We start from the raw sequence: 15601 nt of genomic DNA on the forward strand, positions 1-15601 counted from the left end.
ACACTCAGAAATGGCCGTGTGTCCTGAAGTTGCCGATGACGTTGCGGGATCGCCGCTGGTCTCAGCCTGAGCTCATAAACCCGCCGGGGATGAATGGCGATGAATCTCGCGATTCTACACCGCTGGCGTCAGGAGGGAATGGCGCAAAACGTTGTTCCAGTGCTGACGCCGCGTGTGGAATGACGACCGGCAGGTTTAATCGCCACCCGGCTGTGCGATGGCATCGGCTTGCAGGACTTTGGCGCGACGGCTGATCCGGTTGTTCAGCGCGAGCGCCACACCACTGAGCAAGACAAAGGCGTAACCCAGGGTGGATTGCAGATTGGCCGGGCTAAGGCTGATCAAGGCACTGATCAACCCGCCGCAGATGAAGATGATCGTGCTGCCGGCCGAAGCCGAAGTGCCGGCGTTGTCCGGAAACAGGCTCATGGCCCGGGAGGTGGCAGCCGGCCGGGCGATGGTGGTGCCGGCGGTGCAGATCAGCATCGGGATCAGCACGGTTGCCGGTGCCAGTGCAAAACTCGACGACAGGTACAGCATGGTCACGCCGGCGAACAGGATCAGGCTCAGACCGACAACCATCTGCTGGCCGCTGCTGATGCGCCTGCTCAGCACGCTGGCGAGGATGCCTCCGGTGACGTAAGCCGCACCGTAGATCAGCAGGATCAACGAGAACTCGTAGGCGGACAATTGCAGCCGGTCCATGAAGATCAGCGGCGAGATCACTATGAATGAAAAGTGGCAGGCGAACGCAAATGCCGAAATCAGCCAGTAGCCGACGAAGTCGAAATCTCCCAGCACCCGTCGGTAAGCCGTGAGGAAGTTCGTGCGTGTGCCACGGGTGGTCGGTCGGCTGTTTTCCAGAAACAGCCAGGCCTTGAGCAGTACCACTGCCGATAATGCGATGAACACCCAGAAGCTGCCACGCCAACCCAGGGTTGCCTGCAGGAAAGTACCGACAAGAGGCGATACCGAGATGAAAATCCCGCCGGCGGTAACCATCAGGATTCGCAGGCGATCGCGTTCCTCGCCTTCGAACAGGTCCTGGACCAGCGCCTGGGACAGCACGAAGCAACCGCAGCCCAGCGCCTGCACGACCCGGAACACCAGGAACAGCGAATAGTCGGTGGTCATCACGCAGCCGAGGGCGCCAAGCATTGAAACGCTCATGCCCGCGAGCAGCAAACCCTTTCGCCCGATCACATCCGACAGCGGCCCGATCAGCAACTGAGCGAAAGCGATGCCGACGGCGAACAGGCTGATGGACAGCGCGATGTCCGCCGGGGTGCTGCGAAAGTGTTCAGCCAGAGCCGGAAACGAAGGCAGCAGGACATCCAGCGGAAAAACACCCAGCAACACCATCGCCAGCAACAGGCTGACGGCCCCGCGACGCTGTCGGGCCGTCACCCCGGATTTTCCTTTATCCATCGATCAATCCCGCCCTGGCGAAAAGTATCTGGTTGTAAGGTTCTTCGAAAAATCCGGCTTTCTTCAGTGCATTCAATGTGGCGATGCCGCCTGTGCGGGCGCGTCGTCGGGAGGCTTGCAGTGTTGTCAGGCTGTCGAGTATTTCCAGCACGGCACCGTCGGCAATCCCGGCATCGCACAGGCTTTGCCGCAGCCACTGTTCATCGGTTTCGAAGAAAATCCCGAAGATCTCGAGCAGGGTGGTGGCGGCGAACGTTCGTTGCTGCAGCCCCAGATGCAACCAGAGGTAATGGAACACTTCGGTGAAGTAGCGACTGTGGCGCGCCTCGTCGGTGAGGTGATCGCGCAGCATGTCGTTGACCCCGGACACCAGGCTGTCCCGGCAGACGTCGAGCAGTTCCCGGGCAATGATGGTTTCCGAGACGAAGCCGAGCAGAAACCATGTCAGCGGTCGCTGCTGCGGAAGGGTTTCGTCAATCAGCCTGATCATGCGGGTGATCCGCCTGGGCATCGCCGGGCGCCCGGTGATGCCGTAGAACCCGGCGATCTGTTCCGCGACCTGATTTGAGAACAGGGCGTGGTAGCCCTCATCGGTATAGAGCTGCAGCGCGGCGGTTTTCATGGACGGCGGAGCATCGACCGGCAGTTCGCCGTGGACGATGACTTCCACGGCGCGATTGACGATGCGGTGTTCGAGCAGGGTGGTGTAGTCGAGAAAGTGCACCAGGTGATTGGCCGTGAGCCGGTGCACTATCGAGCGGCCCGCGGCTTCGATGGCCGGGTGGGCGAGGTAGGGCAGAAATGCCGGCGGGAACCAGTGACGGGTTTCCAGTTGTTGCACTACGTCATCCGGCAAGCGGTAATCGTGGGCACTGGCACGCACGGATGCGCGAGTGCTCCAGTCACCCAGTGAAAACTCGAAGGCCAGGGCCTGGGAGAGAAGGCTCATGCTGGCGTCTCACGCAGCAGATCGCGCATTTCCTGGCACATCGCCTGACCGTCGCTTTCTCCGCAACCGACGAAGAACAAAGGTTGTTCCGCACTGTTCTCGAGTTTCAGCAACGTCTCGACCAGGTCGTCGGAAAACGCACCGGTCAGCCAGGTGTTCATGCCCAGGGCAGTGGCCACCAGTTGAAACGTCTGTGAGAGGTGCCCGGATTCGACGAATGCCATTCGGTAGGCGCGCGAGTGCGGGTATTTCCACCAGAGCCTGTCGAAGCGGGCGGTGATGAACAGGCCCAGTGGCAGATTATTGATGAAGTGCTGACCTCCCAGCAGATTGCCCGGCGCTGTGTCGGGCAAGGGGTTGACCAAGCTCAGGGCGTGTTCGGCCGGGTGGTAGGCGTATACGCCCGGTGGCAGTCCGTCGACGTTCTGCACCAGCACAAAACCGGCGCAGGCATTGAGGCCGCCCCCGGAAGGGCTGCTGCGCCGCGCGCCAAGCCCTTCGGCGATGCTGTCGTCGCGGTCGGCTTCGCGTTCTCGCAGGTAACCGAGGGACAGGTACAGCAAGGTGCCGACATCGTCCAGCGACAGGGGGGCGCCGGTGAAGGATCGGCAAGTCTTTCGCCGGATCAGTGAACCCGACAGGCTGTCGTCCTTCAATGCCAGAGATGCGGGCAGGGCGATGAGTGCGTTCGGGCCGGTGTCTGCAGGGACGTCCGACGGAGGCGAAGTGGCAAGCACTGTGGTGCAGTGTTCGAGGTATTGCCTGGACCATTCCTGAATATTTCGGGGCGTGTGTTCGCAGGGAATGTTCCGCGTGCCGATATGGTAGATCCTGGACAGTTCATCCCAGCCCCAGTCCGGCGCTGCGATTTTTGTAGAAGTCAGTATTCCGGCATTTAGAAGTTGCGCGTCTATTGTGTTGTCGCTGTCATATAAGGCTGGCTCGTGAATAAGTTGTGCCAGTCGAAAAGAGTATTCGAGGTCAAGTTCGTGCTGGGTATGGTCTTTGTAGTTCCAGACTATCTGGCCGGGCGTTCGTGGCAGTATGAATAAATAAGGATTTATATGCATGTTGGGGCACGCTGCTCTGGATGAGTGTTTTGCCAGAGGCGCTGGGTAGCCGGCATACCCAGCGCCAACCTTACTTAACGGGCTTTAGGTGCGACCAGAAAAGCCAGGTTTGCGAGGGTGCGGGATTCCAGAGTAATTGCTTTCATGATTGAACTCCTTGTTCGTTGTTGCTTCGTGGTTAGTTGGTGCCACCTTCGTGGTGACGACTTAATAATAGTTTGTAATGGATTAATCGCAAGCAAATATTAAGTAGGAATAATCCAGTAATTTTGTCGGAGTGATCTTTGGCTGGAAGTAAGTGTGTAAGTTGAATGCCACTAAATAGAATAGTTAAGGAAATGTCCTGCACGACGGCAGGACGATAAATGTAGGAAAGCAAAGTGCAAGACAAAAAGAAGGGGAGCCCATGGGCTCCCCTTTCGACAGCATCAATGCGGTGCGTCTGTCAGCTGTTCGGCAGCAGACGGCAGGTGATGCTCTTGATGTAGCGGGTTTCCGCAATGGCCGGGTGCACCGGGTGATCCGGGCCCTGACCGCCGCGCTCCAACAACTGGATGTTGCGGTCCAGGTGGCGGGCGCTGGTCAGCAGGATGTTTTGCAGATCGTCTTCCGGCAGGTGCATCGAGCACGAAGCGCTGACCAGGATGCCGTCCTTGTTGAGCAGGCGCATGGCTTGCTCGTTCAGGCGACGGTAGGCGCCTTCACCGTTTTTCATGTCCTTCTTGCGTTTGATGAACGCAGGCGGATCGGCCACGATCACGTCGAAGCGCTCTTCGCTGGCCTTGAGCTCCTTCAGGGCTTCGAAGACGTCGCCTTCGATGCAGGTCATCTTGTCGGCGAATCCGTTCAGCGCGGCATTGCGCTCGACGCCGTCGAGGGCGAAGCCCGAGGCATCGACGCAGAACACTTCGCTGGCGCCGAACGCGGCAGCCTGCACACCCCAGCCACCGATGTAGCTGTAGAGGTCCAGCACGCGTTTGCCTTTGGCGTAAGGCGCCAGGCGTGCGCGGTTCATGCGGTGGTCGTAGAACCAGCCGGTCTTCTGGCCCTGGATTACCGGGGCTTCGAATTTCACGCCGTTCTCTTCCAGAGCAACCCACTCCGGCACCAGGCCGAACACGGTTTCGGTGTAACGCTCCAGACCTTCGGCGTCACGGGCGGCGGAGTCGTTCTTGAACAGGATGCCGCTCGGCTTGAGCACCTGGGTCAGTGCTGCGATCACGTCATCTTTATGGGCTTCCATGGTGGCGGAAGCGATCTGCACCACGAGGATGTCGCCGAAACGGTCGACCACCAGACCCGGCAGCAGGTCGGAGTCGCCGTAGACCAGGCGATAGAACGGTTTGTCGAATAGGCGCTGGCGCAGGGAAAGGGCCACGTTCAGGCGGTGCACCAGCAGCGACTTGTCCAGCGGCAGCTTGATGTCGCGCGACAGCAGGCGGGCGCAGATCAGGTTGTTCGGGCTCATGGCCACGATGCCCAGCGGCTTGCCGCCGGCGGCTTCGAGGATGGCCTGGTCGCCGGCCTTGAAGCCGTGCAACGGGGTGGCGGCCACGTCGATTTCGTTGCTGTAGACCCACAGGTGGCCGGCGCGCAGGCGACGGTCGGCGTTGGCTTTGAGGCGCAAGCTAGGCAGGGACATGACGTCGCTCCGGAAAAAAGAGCGGGAGTATACCGTGTTGCGACGCAGGCGGGTTCGGTGCTGGACATGTGGCGCACAGGCGCGGCGCGCAAACGGACGAAGGCAGAATTCTGTCCATGGTCTTGAATGAAAGTTTCCGCCGATCTGCCCCCGATGTGTCGTTCGTCGGTTTTTAGGGGTTAGAATCGCCGCCTGTCCAAGAGTATGTACTTATGTCCCAAGAGCTGACCACCGAACAGATTCAACAGTCCCTGCAAGGCATCAGCGTGCCGGCGCAACCGCAGATCATGGTGGATCTGCAAATGGAGCAGTACATGCCCGACCCGGACCTGGAGACGATCGCCAAGCTGATCTCCCAGGATCCCGGCCTGTCCGGCTCTCTGCTGAAAATCGTCAATTCGCCGTATTACGGTCTGAGCAACAAGATCACCTCGATCAAGCGCGCGGTGAACCTGCTGGGCAGTCGTTCGATCATCAATCTGATCAACGCGATGTCGATCAAGGGCGAGATGAACGATGACACCATCGTCACGCTTAACCGTTTCTGGGACACCGCCCAGGACGTGGCCATGACCTGTCTGACCCTGGCCAAGCGCGTCGGTACCGAGGCGAGCGACGAGGCTTACGCCTTGGGCCTGTTCCATGACTGCGGCGTGCCGCTGATGCTTCAGCGTTTCCCGGATTACATGACGACGCTGGAAAAGGCCTATGCCAACGCGAGTGCCGAACGCCGGGTCGTGGACACCGAGAACGATGTCTATAACACCAATCACTCGGTGGTCGGTTACTACACCGCCAAGTCCTGGCGCCTGCCGGAGCATGTCAGTGCGGCCATCGCCAATCACCACAACGCCATGGCGATCTTCAGCGATGAGACTTCGCGCAACAGCCAGATGAAAAACCTGCTGGCGATCCTGAAAATGGCCGAGCATATCTGCGCGTCGTACCGGGTGCTGGGCAACCAGAGCGAAGACTTCGAGTGGCAGGCTGTCGGGCCGCTGGTGCTTGAATACATCGGTCTTTCGGATTACGACTTCGAAACCCTGAAGCAGACAATCCGCGAACTCGGCGCACACTGATCAAGACACTCAAGATTCGAGACGCTCATGCCTGAATTGCCGGAAGTCGAAACCACCCGCCGCGGCATCGCCCCGCACCTGGAAGGCCAGCGCGTCAGCCGGGTGATCGTGCGTGACCGGCGGCTGCGCTGGCCGATTCCCGAAGACCTCGATGTGCGCCTGTCCGGCCAGCGCATCGTGCTGGTCGAACGGCGCGCCAAGTACCTGCTGATCAATGCCGAAGTCGGCACGCTGATCAGCCATCTGGGCATGTCGGGCAATTTGCGATTGGTAGAGGTCGGGATGCCGGCAGCCAAGCATGAGCATGTCGACATCGAACTGGAGTCCGGTCTGGCCCTGCGTTACACCGATCCGCGGCGTTTCGGCGCGATGCTCTGGAGCAACGACCCGCTCAATCACGAATTGCTGATTCGCCTGGGGCCGGAGCCGTTGACCGATCTCTTCGACGGCGAGCGGTTGTATCAGCTGTCACGTGGCCGGTCGATGGCGGTCAAGCCGTTCATCATGGACAACGCGGTGGTGGTGGGGGTCGGCAATATCTACGCGACCGAAGCGCTGTTCGCCGCCGGCATCGATCCGCGCCGCGAAGCCAAGGGCATTTCCCGGGCGCGTTATCTGAAGCTGGCGATCGAGATCAAACGCATCCTCGCCGCCGCCATCGAGCGCGGCGGCACCACGTTGCGCGACTTCATCGGTGGCGACGGACAGCCGGGGTATTTCCAGCAGGAGCTGTTTGTCTACGGCCGCGGTGGCGAACACTGCAAGGTCTGCGGCACGGGCCTGCGGGAAGTGAAGCTGGGCCAGCGGGCCAGCGTTTTCTGCCCGCGCTGCCAGACCTGACGAAAAGCTGAAAAAGTCCTACGGTCTATAGTGAGTTGTCTCACTGTTCAGCCCGAAGGATCGTGCCATGAAGTCCTCGCAAGCCCTGCTCCTCGCACTGCTGCTGTGTTCCAGCCTGATCGTTCAGGCCACGGAAGGCGGCAGCGGTGATCCGCGATACGCCATCCAGAATCCACCGGCCTACGCCATGATCGGCGATCTGCTGATTGCCCGTCCCTTGCTGGTGGCGGCGACAGTGATCGGTGCAGGCGTGTTTGTGGTGTCGTTGCCGTTTACCGCGCTGGGTGGCGGTGTCGGCGATGCGGGGGAGGCGCTGGTGGTGGCACCGGCGAAAGCGGCGTTCGTGCGTTGCCTGGGCTGTACCGGGGAAGGATTCGAGCAGCGTGAATGACGTGATCGCAGCCTGGCGCTGCGATCACGGTCAGAGACTCAGGCCTTGCCGGTAATCTTGCGGTATTTCTCCATCAACTGTTCTTCAGTCTCCGGATGGGCTTCGTCCAGTGGAATGCAATCCACCGGGCAGACCTGCTGGCACTGCGGTTCGTCGTAATGGCCGACGCACTGGGTGCACAGGTTCGGGTCGATCACGTAGATCTCTTCGCCCTGGGAAATGGCGGCGTTCGGGCACTCAGGTTCGCAGACGTCGCAGTTGATGCAATCGTCGGTGATGATCAGGGACATGCTAACTCCAGCCGGGGCGGGGAGCCCGGGCGCTATGAATCAATGCGCGCAATTGTGCCGCATTGGCGCCCGCAGTGCACGCGGGCGCCGTTTGAACGGTCGTTACTTCTTGAAGCGCAGGGTCAGGGCATCAGCCACTGCCGGGTGGACGAACTTGCTGATATCGCCGCCCAGGGCTGCAATTTCCCGCACCAGGGTCGAGGAAATGAACGAATAACGCTCGGACGGGGTGAGAAACAGGCTCTCCACATCCGGCGCCAACTGGCGGTTCATGTTGGCCAGCTGGAATTCGTATTCGAAGTCCGACACCGCGCGCAAACCACGCAGGAACACATTGGCGTTCTGCTCCTTGGCGAAATGCGCCAGCAGCGTCGAGAAGCCGACCACTTCCACGTTGGGCAGGTGTTTGGTGACCTCGCGGGCCAGCTCGACCCGTTGTTCCAGCGGGAACAGCGGATTCTTCTTGGGGCTGGCGGCGACGGCGATGATCACATGGTCGAACAGGCGCGAGGCGCGTTCGACCAGATCGCCATGGCCCTTGGTAATAGGGTCGAAGGTACCTGGGTACAACACTCGGTTCATCGCGTCGTCCTGGCGGGAATCCGTTGGGGAGTCGGATGGTATCGCAGCCGTCCCGGTCGGCCAAGTCGCCTTTTGGGTAAGAAAGCACTATGGACTGTACGAATCTTCGGCTTTTTCACGGGTTTTTCAGCCGTTCGCCGAGGGATGTCGCCAGTTGCGCCGTCAGACCATACACCGACAACTGCGGGTTGGCGCCGATGCTGGTGGGGAACAGCGAGCCGTCATGAATCGACAGATTGCGCAGTTGATGATGGCGGCCAAGGCTATCGGTGACGGCGGTTTTCGGGTCTTCGCCCATCGCGCAACCGCCCATGACGTGGGCGCTGCCCAGGCGGGTGCGGTACAGCTCCAGGCTCAAACCGTCGATCATTTTGCGTGCCTCGGCCAGGCTGTTCACATAACGCGCATCGGCGTGCATCGGCATCACCGCTTTGGCGCCGCCGGCGAACTGGATCTCGGCCATGACGTGGAAGGCCCGGCGCAAACCGTCCCAGGCGTAGGACGAAACCTGATAGTCGAGCACCGGCGAACCATCCCCGCGCAATTCGACACTGCCGCCCTGGCTGTCCTGATGAAAGCCGTCACGCAACAACGCCAGCATGGCGTGGGTGTGCGGAAGATCCGCCATGTGCTGTGCGTTTTCCTGGCCGAAGCCGCCGAGCAGGGTGGCGGCCAGCGCCGGGTGCAACGGCGGTACTTCGAGTTTGAAGGCCATCGGCCCGGTAGTGCCGTCCTTCCACTGGAAATGGTCGGAGTAGATCGACTGCGGCGCTCCGTAAAACGGGTTGATGACCTCGTCGAAGCGCCCGGCGGACATGTTCACCGGGTGCAGAAAGGTGCGTTTGCCGAGGCGTTGATGCGGATCCGGCGCGTCCGAGCGCAGCAGCAGGGCAGGGCTGTTGATACCGCCGCCGGCCAGCACGTAATGGCGGGCCTTGACCGTGATCTTGCGCCCGGTCGGCTCGACGCAGCGTTCGTCCATCGCCACGCACTGCAGCCCGGTGACCTTGTCACCGTTTATCAGCAGTTTTTCGGCGCGGGCCAGATAGAGCAGTTCGCCACCCTTTTCCAGGGTCGCCGGAATGGTCGTGACCATCATCGACTGCTTGGCGTTGGTCGGGCAGCCCATGCCGCAGTAGCCGAGGTTCCAGCAGCCGCGCACGTTGCGCGGGATCACGTGCCAGCTGTAGCCGAGTTGTTCGCAGCCTTTGCGGATTACGTCGTTGTTGGCGTTGGGCGGCACCATCCACGGGGCGACGCCGAGGCGTTGCTCCATTTTTTCGAACCACGGCGCCATGTCGGCGGGGCTGTGGCCATTGACGTTGTGTTCTTTGGCCCAGTGTTCGAGGGTCGGCTCGGGCGTGCGAAAACTCGAAGTCCAGTTGATCAGAGTTGTGCCGCCGACCGCACGACCCTGAAGGATGGTGATCGCGCCGTCCTTGCTCATGCGGCCGATGCCTTCCTGATAGAGGCTGCTGTAAGCCTTGTCTTCCAGCATCTTGAAGTCGCTGCTGGTCTTGAGCGGGCCTTCTTCGATCAGCAGCACTTTATAGCCGGCGGCGCTGAGGATTTCCGCCGTGGTGCCGCCGCCGGCACCGCTGCCGATGATGGCAACGTCGGCTTCCAGGGTCAGGTCGTCGGTCAGTTGCGCGCCGTTGTAGGTTTTCCAGCCACGGGCAAGGCCTTCGCGAAACGGGTCGGGTACGGGCATCAATCAGGCTCTCTTATTATTGTTCGGAGGCGTCGCAGGTCTTAAACCGTGGGCGGGCCGGGGTAACCGCAGTGCGCCCAGGACTCGGCGCGGGTGTACCAGGCCATCATCACCATTTGCTGCAGGGAGCTGTGGCCCATGCGCAGCAGGCTCAACGAACTGTTTTCCCAGCGCTCGAGAAAGTGCCGGATCGCCTCGGGGCTGGCGTTTTCCCAACTGCCCCAGATGCCGGTCAGCGGTCCCCGGGTCACGGCCATGCCCAGCACATCGAACAGTTGCCGGGTGAGCTTGAGCATTTCCGGTGACAGGTGATCGAGGCTGTAGTCCAGGGACTTCAGGGTTCCGTCGACAGCGGCGGGCATCTTTTCCACCGCGACGGCGCCCTCCAGCATCACCGGAATCAGCGCACGCAGAAACAGCAGGTCACCGCTGCGCAACGTGGCGAATCCGTTGGCCGACACGCTCGATGAGCAGCCGCTGAGGCTGGCACCAAGGCCGGCAGTGGCGAGGAAAGCCGTGGCGCCGAGGCTGAATTTCAGCAGGCCACGGCGCGAGAGGGCAGGTGTTTCGGTCAGGCTTGGGTGCATTGTTGTTATTACCCGGCGGTGACGTTAGCGAATGAACAGTTTCTGGATCAGTTTCTGAATGGATTTGCCGTACGGCGGGTAAATCAGCTTCGCCGCGTTGAAGCGCTGTTTAACCAGCACACCCTTGGCCTTGCTGAAGGTCAGAAAACCTTCGTGCCCGTGGTAATGCCCCATCCCCGACGGCCCGATGCCGCCGAAGGGCATGTCGTCCTGGGCTACATGCAGCAGCGTGTCGTTGAGGCAGACGCCGCCGGAGTGGGTTTCGTGGAGCACGCGATTCTGTTCGCGTTTGTCGTAGCCGAAGTAGTAAAGAGCCAGAGGACGTGGGCGCTGATTGATGTAAGCAAATGCCTGATCCAGATCCCGGTACGGCACGATCGGCAGCAGCGGGCCGAAGATTTCGTCCTGCATCACCGTCATCTCGTCGCTGACGTTCAGCAGCAGGCTGTGCGGCATGCGCCGGCCCTGGCCCTGCTCGAACAGCGGAATCAGCAGTGCGCCCTTGCTGGTGGCGTCGCTGAGGTAGCTGTTCAGTCGAGCCAATTGGCGCTCGTTGATGATCGCGGTGTAGTCCGGGTTGTCGGCGAGTGTCGGATAAAACCCGCGCACGGCCTGGCGATAGGCTTCGACGAAGCCGCCGACCCGTTCTTCCGGCACCAAGACGTAGTCCGGCGCCACGCAGGTCTGGCCGGCGTTGAGGGTCTTGCCGAAGGCGATGCGTTCGGCGGCGTCCTTGAGCGGCACGTCGTGGGAGACGATGGCCGGGGATTTGCCGCCCAGTTCCAGGGTCACCGGCGTGAGGTTTTCCGCCGCCGCGCGCATCACGTGCTTGCCGATGCTGGTGGCGCCGGTGAACAGCAGGTGATCGAAGCGCAGTTTCGAGAACGCCACGCCGACATCGGCCTCGCCCAGCACCACGCAGACCAGGTCTTCGGGGAAAATCCGCGCCAGCAATTCCTTGAGCAGCATGCCGGTGGCCGGGGTCGATTCGCTGAGCTTGAGCATCACCCGGTTGCCTGCCGCGAGCGCGCCGGTCAAAGGGCCCATGGCCAGGAACAACGGGTAGTTCCACGGCACGATGACGCCGACGACGCCCAGCGGCTGATACACCACTTTCGCCGATGCCGGCTGGAAGGCGACGCCGACCTTGCGCCGTGAAGGTTTCATCCACTGGCTGATATGCCGGCTGGCGTAATGAATGCCGTGCAGACTCGGCATCAGCTCGGCGAGCAGGGTTTCATCGGCGCTGCGGTGGCTGAAATCCGAACTGATCGCCTCGATCAATGCCTGCCGTTCGCTGCTCAGCAGATCGCGCAAGGCCTTGAGCCACTGCTGACGCTGGGCGGCAGGCGGCATCGGGTTGGCGGCGTAGGCGGCGCGCTGCGCGTCGAACAACCGGTTGAGCTCTTCCAGCGGCTGTTGCAACGATTGCAGGTAGGCAATATCGGCGGTCATTGTCGGCTCCGGATTTGTTGTCGTGAGGAACTTTCTAGAGTCTATGCTCTAGAAAGTCAAATGACTTCCTTGGGCATCATGGTTTTATCCCGTTCCGGTTAGGTCGTAAGATGCCCCCCAACGCACTCTGAATTAAAGCTCAAGCCATGGCCCCACGGATCAAAACCAGCGAGCGCATCGTGCAGAACAGCCTCGAGCTGTTCAATCAGCAGGGCGAGCGCAGCATCAGCACCAATCACATCGCGGCCCACATGGAGATTTCTCCGGGCAACCTGTACTACCACTTCCCCAACAAGCAGGCGATCATCGCCGTGTTGTTCAGTGAGTACGAAAGCCTTGTGGACAGCTTCCTGCGCCCGCCTCAGGGGCGTGCGGCGACGGTCGAAGACAAGCGTTTCTACCTCAAGGAACTGCTGTCGGCGATGTGGCGCTACCGCTTTCTGCACCGGGATCTGGAGCACCTGCTCGACAGCGATCCGGACCTGGCCGGGCGTTACCGGCGCTTTTCCCAGCGCTGCGTGATTCAGGGCGCGGCGATCTATGAAGGTTTCGTCGCTGCCGGCATCCTGAAGATGGACCGGGTGCAGATCGAATCCCTGACCCTCAACGCGTGGATCATCCTCACCTCCTGGGTACGCTTTTTGTGCACGACCCGGGAAAATTCCAATCACCTCAGCGAGCAGGCCATTAAACGTGGCGTGTATCAGGTGCTGGTGCTGGAAGCGGGGTTTGTCACCGATCAGGCCCGTGATGAGGTCAATGCACTGTTCGAAGAATTCTACGTACCGTTGGCCCAGGCCCTTGAAGAAAGGTCCTGACCCATCCGCTCACAGGAGTCGTTCGCTATGCCGATTGCGCAACTGATCAGCCCGACCACGCTGGATGCCCGCAAGGAGCAACCGGGGCTGGTGATTCTCGATTGCCGTTTTGCCCTCGAAGACCCGGATTACGGCCAGCGCAGCTATGCCGAAGGGCACATTGCCGGGGCGAGTTTCGCCGATCTTGAACGTGACCTGAGCGGGCCGGTGACCAAGGGCGTGACCGGACGTCATCCGCTGCCGGAGCCGGCGGCGTTGATCGAGCGCCTGCAAGCCTTCGGTATCAGCAACGACAGCGACGTGGTTCTGTATGACGACGGCCCCGGTGCCTACGCGGCCCGGGCCTGGTGGTTGCTGGCATGGCTGGGCAAGCGCGACGGCGTGTTCATTCTCGATGGCGGGCTCAAGGCCTGGCATGCGGCCGGCCTGCCGCTGAGCCTGGATGCGCCTTCGGTGGCGCGCGGGACGTTCAGCGGGCAGCCGGACAAACATCTGCTGCTCAGCGCCGAGCAATTGCAGCAGCGCCTCGGCCAATCGGCCCTGACCCTGCTCGATGCCCGCGCCCTGCCAAGGTTCAAGGGTGAAGTGGAGCCGATCGACCCGATCGCCGGGCACATTCCCGGCGCGCAATGCGCGGCGTTTACCGACAACCTGGGCAGCGACGGACGTTTCCTGCCGGCGGATCAACTCAAGCAGCGCTTTGCCGCGAAACTCGGCGAGCGTTCGCCGAACGATCTGGTGGCGTATTGCGGTTCCGGGGTGACGGCGTGTCACAACCTGTTTGCCCTGTGTCTGGCGGGTTATCCGTTGGGTACGCTGTATGCCGGATCGTGGAGCGAGTGGATCAACGAGCCGTCGCGCGGTATCGCCACGGGCGAGTAAGCGCGTTCAGCGCTCCAGCCGCGCACTGCGATAGGCCGCTGGCCCCACGCCATAAACCTGTTTGAACTGCCGGCTCAGATGGCTCTGGTCGGCAAAGCCCAGTTGCGTGGCGACTTCCACCGGCAGGCAGCCGCTCTGCAACAAGCCCCGCGCGCAGGCGATCCGCTGTTGCATCAGCCAGGTGTGCGGCGGCATGCCGGTGGCGCGGCGGAATACCCGGGCGAAGTGGAAGGGTGACAGGTTCACCGCCGCTGCCAGCTCTTCCAGCGAGGGTGGCGCCGCCAGTTGTGCGTGCAGCAATTCCTTGGCCATCACCACCGCACGGTGTTCTTTTCCGGGTTTGCCGTTGATCTGCACCGCCGCGTGACGTTGCAACAGCAGCATCATCATTTCGCGCCACACCGTCTGCTGTTGCAGCGCGGTGGCGGGGCTTTCCAGCAATCGGTGCAACTGGCTGAAGCCGTTGACCAGATCCGGGTCGCGATACAGTGTCGCGCCAAAGGCCGGCATCGGCGCGGTCGGCAGCTCCAATTCTTCAAGCAGCGAAACAATCTTGTCGGTATCCGGGTAGAACGCCCGGTACAGCCAGCCGTCCTCGGTGCCTTTGTGGCCGGTGTGCAATTCATCCGGGTTGATCAGCACCAGCGTGCCGCTGCCGGCCAGGTGTTCGGCACCGCGATAACGATAGCGCTGGGCGCCGGCCATGATCATGCCGATCACGTAGCCGTCATGGACGTGCGGGGCGAAGCGGTGCTCGATGTACCGTGCCGACAGCAATTCGACGCCGGCCAGCGGCGCGGTTTGCCAGAAACGGATCGACTCGCCCTGATCGCTCATGCCGTCACCCGCGCCCCGATTCTGCCAGCCATTGGGGGATGCGCCGCTCCAGGTAATAACCTGGTTGGCGGAATGAGCCGTCGACGAAACCGACATGCCCACCCCGGGCCTGCAATTCGAATGCGGTCGAGCTCGACAGTTCACTGGCCTGCGGCAGGCTGTGGGGAAATACGAACGGGTCGTCCGCCGCCTGAATGATCAGGGTCGGCGTGCGGATCTCGCCCAGAAAGTAGCGGCTCGATGCCCGCCGATAATAATCCTCGGCATCGGCAAACCCGTGCAGCGGCGCGGTCACCCGGCCATCGAAATCCCAGAAGGTGCGCATGTTTTCCAGCGAGCCGAGGGCGGCCAGTGCGGCAAGACCATCCTCACGGCCGTCGTGCTGGAACTGGCGCTGCTTGTTCTTGATGTAGGCCACCATCTCGCGCATGAAATGCGCCTGATAGACCTTCGAAAACCCCTGGCCGATACGGTCGGCGCATTGATCCAGTCGAAACGGCACCGACACCGCTACCGCGCCAAGTACACCGCTGGCGCTACCGGTTTCCCCCAGATGCTTGAGCAGCACGTTGCCGCCAAGGGAATAACCGACCGCATACAGCGGCGCCAGTGGCCGCTTGGCTTTCAGGTGCTTGATGGTTTCGGCGAGGTCTTCGCTGGCGCCGGAATGGTAGCTGCGCGGCAACAGGTTCGGCTCGCCCGAGCAACCACGCCAGTTCAGCGCAACACTGGCCCAGCCTTGGGCGGCGAGCGCTGCCTGGATTCCGGCGACGTAAGGCGAATTGGAAGAGCCAGTCAGCCCGTGCAGCACCAGCACCAGAGGCGCTTCGGCGCTGTGGGGGCCGTGCCAGTCGAGGTCGAGGAAATCGCCGTCGTCCAGCCACAGTCGTTCGCGCTGGCGATCAAGGTGCACGGTCTTGCGCCACAGCGGCCCCCACAAGGTTTGCAGGTGCGGATTGCCGAGGCCGAAGGCGGGGATGAACGGTTTTGACGAAGGGGACACGATTGCTCTCGATGCAGCGCAGCGAGCCTCGGCTGAA

Annotated in this window: 16 protein-coding genes; 5 read left to right on the forward strand and 11 right to left on the reverse strand. The window is 61.6% G+C overall.

Annotated elements, in window-relative coordinates; genetic code table 11:
* Window positions 1-195: 195 nt before the first annotated feature.
* From AC07NR_RS12050 to AC07NR_RS12065, 4 genes are all read right to left on the reverse strand, one after another.
* The gene (locus AC07NR_RS12050) at window positions 196-1428 is read right to left on the reverse strand and encodes a multidrug effflux MFS transporter (RefSeq protein ID WP_495078633.1); all 1233 of its coding nucleotides are present in this window, start codon (window positions 1426-1428) and stop codon (window positions 196-198) included.
* A complete protein-coding gene (locus AC07NR_RS12055; RefSeq protein ID WP_495078634.1) occupies window positions 1421-2377 on the reverse strand; it encodes a diiron oxygenase in 957 nt (318 codons plus the stop codon). The genes AC07NR_RS12050 and AC07NR_RS12055 overlap by 8 nt, the downstream gene beginning before the upstream one ends.
* Window positions 2374-3447 carry a SagB family peptide dehydrogenase gene (locus tag AC07NR_RS12060; RefSeq protein WP_248739915.1) on the reverse strand — a complete coding sequence of 358 codons (1074 nt, stop codon included), beginning with the start codon at window positions 3445-3447 and terminating at the stop codon, window positions 2374-2376. The genes AC07NR_RS12055 and AC07NR_RS12060 overlap by 4 nt, the downstream gene beginning before the upstream one ends.
* A 445-nt stretch (window positions 3448-3892) precedes the next feature.
* A complete protein-coding gene (locus tag AC07NR_RS12065) occupies window positions 3893-5089 on the reverse strand; it encodes a class I SAM-dependent rRNA methyltransferase (protein WP_085709044.1) in 1197 nt (398 codons plus the stop codon).
* A gap of 266 nt (window positions 5090-5355) precedes the next feature.
* Between AC07NR_RS12065 and AC07NR_RS12070 the strand changes: the two genes are divergently transcribed.
* The 3 genes from AC07NR_RS12070 to AC07NR_RS12080 all read left to right on the forward strand — a co-directional run bounded on the left by AC07NR_RS12070 (window position 5356) and on the right by AC07NR_RS12080 (window position 7399).
* Window positions 5356-6168 carry an HDOD domain-containing protein gene (locus tag AC07NR_RS12070; protein WP_248740069.1) on the forward strand — a complete coding sequence of 271 codons (813 nt, stop codon included), beginning with the start codon at window positions 5356-5358 and terminating at the stop codon, window positions 6166-6168.
* 27 nt (window positions 6169-6195) lie between these two features.
* On the forward strand, window positions 6196-7008 hold the full coding sequence (gene mutM, locus AC07NR_RS12075; protein ID WP_085709046.1) for a bifunctional DNA-formamidopyrimidine glycosylase/DNA-(apurinic or apyrimidinic site) lyase: 813 nt from the start codon (window positions 6196-6198) through the stop codon (window positions 7006-7008).
* A 67-nt stretch (window positions 7009-7075) separates the two neighbouring features.
* Window positions 7076-7399, forward strand: a complete 324-nt coding sequence (locus AC07NR_RS12080) for a multidrug transporter (protein ID WP_085709047.1) — start codon at window positions 7076-7078, stop codon at window positions 7397-7399.
* A 38-nt stretch (window positions 7400-7437) separates the two neighbouring features.
* Here AC07NR_RS12080 and AC07NR_RS12085 read toward each other — a convergent pair whose 3' ends face one another.
* The 5 genes from AC07NR_RS12085 to AC07NR_RS12105 all read right to left on the reverse strand — a co-directional run bounded on the left by AC07NR_RS12085 (window position 7438) and on the right by AC07NR_RS12105 (window position 12024).
* Window positions 7438-7689: a YfhL family 4Fe-4S dicluster ferredoxin gene (locus AC07NR_RS12085; protein WP_003195146.1), complete on the reverse strand. Its 252-nt coding sequence runs from the start codon at window positions 7687-7689 to the stop codon at window positions 7438-7440.
* Between the two features lie 102 nt (window positions 7690-7791).
* Window positions 7792-8271, reverse strand: coding sequence for a pantetheine-phosphate adenylyltransferase (gene coaD / locus AC07NR_RS12090; RefSeq protein ID WP_003229157.1), 480 nt, complete (start codon window positions 8269-8271; stop codon window positions 7792-7794).
* Window positions 8272-8386: 115 nt separating this feature from the next.
* A complete protein-coding gene (locus AC07NR_RS12095) occupies window positions 8387-9982 on the reverse strand; it encodes a GMC family oxidoreductase (protein WP_495078635.1) in 1596 nt (531 codons plus the stop codon).
* A gap of 41 nt (window positions 9983-10023) precedes the next feature.
* A complete protein-coding gene (locus AC07NR_RS12100) occupies window positions 10024-10569 on the reverse strand; it encodes a twin-arginine translocation pathway signal protein (RefSeq protein WP_248739917.1) in 546 nt (181 codons plus the stop codon).
* 24 nt (window positions 10570-10593) lie between these two features.
* Window positions 10594-12024 (reverse strand): coniferyl aldehyde dehydrogenase, encoded by a 1431-nt coding sequence (locus AC07NR_RS12105; protein WP_248739918.1) that lies wholly within the window; start codon window positions 12022-12024, stop codon window positions 10594-10596.
* 146 nt (window positions 12025-12170) lie between these two features.
* On the opposite strand from AC07NR_RS12105, the gene AC07NR_RS12110 reads away from it, so the two are divergent.
* Window positions 12171-12842 carry a TetR/AcrR family transcriptional regulator gene (locus AC07NR_RS12110; protein ID WP_248739919.1) on the forward strand — a complete coding sequence of 224 codons (672 nt, stop codon included), beginning with the start codon at window positions 12171-12173 and terminating at the stop codon, window positions 12840-12842.
* A 27-nt stretch (window positions 12843-12869) separates the two neighbouring features.
* The gene (locus AC07NR_RS12115) at window positions 12870-13724 is read left to right on the forward strand and encodes a sulfurtransferase (protein ID WP_495078636.1); all 855 of its coding nucleotides are present in this window, start codon (window positions 12870-12872) and stop codon (window positions 13722-13724) included.
* A 6-nt stretch (window positions 13725-13730) separates the two neighbouring features.
* Here AC07NR_RS12115 and AC07NR_RS12120 read toward each other — a convergent pair whose 3' ends face one another.
* Both AC07NR_RS12120 and AC07NR_RS12125 read right to left on the reverse strand, forming a co-directional pair.
* Window positions 13731-14561 (reverse strand): AraC family transcriptional regulator, encoded by an 831-nt coding sequence (locus AC07NR_RS12120; RefSeq protein ID WP_248739921.1) that lies wholly within the window; start codon window positions 14559-14561, stop codon window positions 13731-13733.
* Window positions 14562-14565: 4 nt separating this feature from the next.
* The gene (locus AC07NR_RS12125) at window positions 14566-15564 is read right to left on the reverse strand and encodes a hydrolase (protein WP_495078637.1); all 999 of its coding nucleotides are present in this window, start codon (window positions 15562-15564) and stop codon (window positions 14566-14568) included.
* Between the last annotated feature and the right edge of the window lie 37 nt (window positions 15565-15601).

The organism is Pseudomonas sp. GW821-FHT09C09 (assembly GCF_059418105.1).

What these genes read in the sequence shown, in the direction of transcription:
- AC07NR_RS12120 (WP_248739921.1), bottom strand. Translation starts at nt 14,561, where the DNA reads ATGAGCGATCAGGGCGAGTCGATCCGTTTCTGGCAAACCGCGCCGCTG.
- AC07NR_RS12110 (WP_248739919.1), top strand. Translation starts at nt 12,171, where the DNA reads ATGGCCCCACGGATCAAAACCAGCGAGCGCATCGTGCAGAACAGCCTC.
- coaD (WP_003229157.1), bottom strand. Translation starts at nt 8,271, where the DNA reads ATGAACCGAGTGTTGTACCCAGGTACCTTCGACCCTATTACCAAGGGC.
- AC07NR_RS12055 (WP_495078634.1), bottom strand. Translation starts at nt 2,377, where the DNA reads ATGAGCCTTCTCTCCCAGGCCCTGGCCTTCGAGTTTTCACTGGGTGAC.
- AC07NR_RS12095 (WP_495078635.1), bottom strand. Translation starts at nt 9,982, where the DNA reads ATGCCCGTACCCGACCCGTTTCGCGAAGGCCTTGCCCGTGGCTGGAAA.
- AC07NR_RS12050 (WP_495078633.1), bottom strand. Translation starts at nt 1,428, where the DNA reads ATGGATAAAGGAAAATCCGGGGTGACGGCCCGACAGCGTCGCGGGGCC.
- AC07NR_RS12115 (WP_495078636.1), top strand. Translation starts at nt 12,870, where the DNA reads ATGCCGATTGCGCAACTGATCAGCCCGACCACGCTGGATGCCCGCAAG.
- AC07NR_RS12085 (WP_003195146.1), bottom strand. Translation starts at nt 7,689, where the DNA reads ATGTCCCTGATCATCACCGACGATTGCATCAACTGCGACGTCTGCGAA.
- AC07NR_RS12060 (WP_248739915.1), bottom strand. Translation starts at nt 3,447, where the DNA reads ATGCATATAAATCCTTATTTATTCATACTGCCACGAACGCCCGGCCAG.
- AC07NR_RS12100 (WP_248739917.1), bottom strand. Translation starts at nt 10,569, where the DNA reads ATGCACCCAAGCCTGACCGAAACACCTGCCCTCTCGCGCCGTGGCCTG.
- AC07NR_RS12080 (WP_085709047.1), top strand. Translation starts at nt 7,076, where the DNA reads ATGAAGTCCTCGCAAGCCCTGCTCCTCGCACTGCTGCTGTGTTCCAGC.
- AC07NR_RS12065 (WP_085709044.1), bottom strand. Translation starts at nt 5,089, where the DNA reads ATGTCCCTGCCTAGCTTGCGCCTCAAAGCCAACGCCGACCGTCGCCTG.
- mutM (WP_085709046.1), top strand. Translation starts at nt 6,196, where the DNA reads ATGCCTGAATTGCCGGAAGTCGAAACCACCCGCCGCGGCATCGCCCCG.
- AC07NR_RS12105 (WP_248739918.1), bottom strand. Translation starts at nt 12,024, where the DNA reads ATGACCGCCGATATTGCCTACCTGCAATCGTTGCAACAGCCGCTGGAA.